General features: G+C 58.8%; 2 protein-coding genes. One reads left to right on the forward strand and one right to left on the reverse strand.

Annotation, left to right across the window (positions count from 1 at the left end; genetic code table 11):
• Window positions 1–128: 128 nt before the first annotated feature.
• The gene (thpR, locus tag DBR24_RS28570) at window positions 129–668 is read left to right on the forward strand and encodes an RNA 2',3'-cyclic phosphodiesterase (RefSeq protein ID WP_128616374.1); all 540 of its coding nucleotides are present in this window, start codon (window positions 129–131) and stop codon (window positions 666–668) included.
• 303 nt (window positions 669–971) lie between these two features.
• Here thpR and DBR24_RS28575 read toward each other — a convergent pair whose 3' ends face one another.
• Window positions 972–2069, reverse strand: coding sequence for a polyamine ABC transporter substrate-binding protein (locus DBR24_RS28575; protein ID WP_123462679.1), 1098 nt, complete (start codon window positions 2067–2069; stop codon window positions 972–974).
• Between the last annotated feature and the right edge of the window lie 131 nt (window positions 2070–2200).

Genomic DNA, 2200 nt, shown 5'->3' on the forward strand with positions numbered 1-2200 from the left:
TTGCTGAGGACCTCGCGCATGGCGGCCTCCGGTTGATGGCAATCCTTGAACTATAGCCCGGTGGCGCGAGTCGGCTGCTCAGGCCGTGTAGAATCCTGGCCGATGACCACGAGCGAAGGGGCAGGACGATGACCGATGACATGCGCAGGGATGAACCGTTCAAGCGGCTGTTTTTTGCCCTGGACTGCCCGCCAGCGCAGCGCAAGGCTATCGCTCAGTGGCGCAGCGAGCTGGGCCTGCGAGCCGGCAAACCGGTACCGGCAGATAACTTTCACTTGACCCTGCTGTTTCTCGGCGCGGGGCCCTTGGCGCAAATCAACGAAGTCTGCGAAGCCGCCGGCAAGGTCAACACGCCGAAGGAAACCTTGAAGATTTCCCTTGATCGTTTGCAGGTCTGGCATCGCGCCGGGGTGTTGTCACTGGCGCCCGAACAGGCACCGCCGGCGTTGTTGCGCTTGGTTTATGCGCTGGAACAGGCGATGTTGCCATTCGGTTTCGAAGAGACACCACGCGAATTTCGGCCGCATCTGACCCTGGCCCGAGACTACCGTGCACCAGAGCCGGAATCCGCCACGCCGCCGGCGTTTTTCCTGCGCGCCGAACGCTTTGCCTTGTTCGAGTCGCACAAGGGTCGCTACCGGATCCTGCAGGACTGGCCGCTGATCTGAACCACAAAAAAAGGCGCCCGTGGGCGCCTGAAATTCACCTGAACCGAGGAAGCCAGGTGAGGCCGTTCATTGCAGGGTGCAGCGGTGGTAAGGCGCTGCGTGAACGGGAAATCATTGAATTACTTAAGCTAAGAAAATCCTGGGCCTGGCACTGTCCGAATGTGATCTCAAAACCCTGTGGGAGCTGGCTTGCCAGCGATGGGGCCAGCACATCCTGCATCACCTTTGCCTGACCCACCGTCATCGCTGGCAAGCCAGCTCCCACCAATTCATCAGTGTTGTTGGAATCCCGACTCCGTAGGCTTACTTGCCGAGTTTCACCCGGGTCCAGCCACGGGTCATGATCCGTTGCGTGGCAATCGGTTGATCCGGTACCGCATACAGCGTCGCCATCACCGCTTGCGACGGGTACGAACCCGGATCGTTGCGGATCGCTTCGTCTACCAGTGGCGTCGCCGCCGAGTTAGCGTTGCTGTAGCCGTTGCTGTTGGTGATTTCGGCGATGATCTCCGGACGCATCAGGAAATCCATGAACAGGTAGGCGTTCTCGACGTTCGCCGCATCCCGCGGGATGGCGACCATGTCGTAGAAGCTGCCGGCGCCTTCCTTGGGAATGCTGTAGTCGATCACCACGTTGTTGCCCGATTCCACCGCACGGGCCTTGGCCTGTAGCACGTCACCGGAGTAACCGACCGCCACGCAGATGTTGCCGTTGGCCAGGTCCGAGATGTACTTGGAGGAATGGAAGTACGCCACAGACGGGCGGATCTTCATGAACAGCGCTTCGGCTTCGAGGATGTGTGCCTTGTCCTTGTCGTTCACCGGATAGCCCAGGTAGTGCAGGGCGGCTGGGAGCATTTCGGTCGGCGAGTCGAGGAAACTGATGCCGCAGGCTTTCAGCTTTTCAGCGTTTTCCGGCTTGAACAGCAAGTCCCAGGAGTTGGTCGGGGCATTGGCACCGAGCACTTCCTTGACCTTGGCCGGGTTGAAGCCGATGCCGATCGAGCCCCACATGTACGGGAACGCGTGGGCGTTGTCCGGATCACTGGCAGCGGCGTTTTTCAGCAGCACCGGGTTGAGATTCTTCCAGTTCGGCAGCTTCGATTTGTCCAGGGTCTGATAGACGCCGGCCTTGATCTGCTTGGCCAGAAAACTGTTGGACGGCACGACGATGTCGTAACCGGATTTGCCCGCCAGCAAACGCGCCTCAAGGGTTTCGTTGCTGTCGAAGACGTCATAGGTCACGCGGATGCCGGTCTCGTCTTCGAACTTCTTGACGGTGTCCGGCGCAATGTAATCGGACCAGTTGTAAACACGCAGCACCTTGTCGTTGGCCTGGGCGCCCATGACCATTGCGCCCATTAAGGACAGTGTCAGCAGAGTCCTGCCAAACATTTTCATCGGTGAAACTCCATTCTTTTTATTCAAAAACTTTTAATCAAAAGCACAAACCCGCTGCACGCATCACCTTGTGGCGAGGGGATTTATCCCCGTTGGGCTGCGAAGCGGCCCCAGCAGTTCTACCTGAAAAC

The sequence above is a fragment of the Pseudomonas sp. HMWF006 genome, assembly GCF_003061205.1.
Classification (GTDB): Bacteria; Pseudomonadota; Gammaproteobacteria; order Pseudomonadales; family Pseudomonadaceae; genus Aquipseudomonas; species Aquipseudomonas monsensis.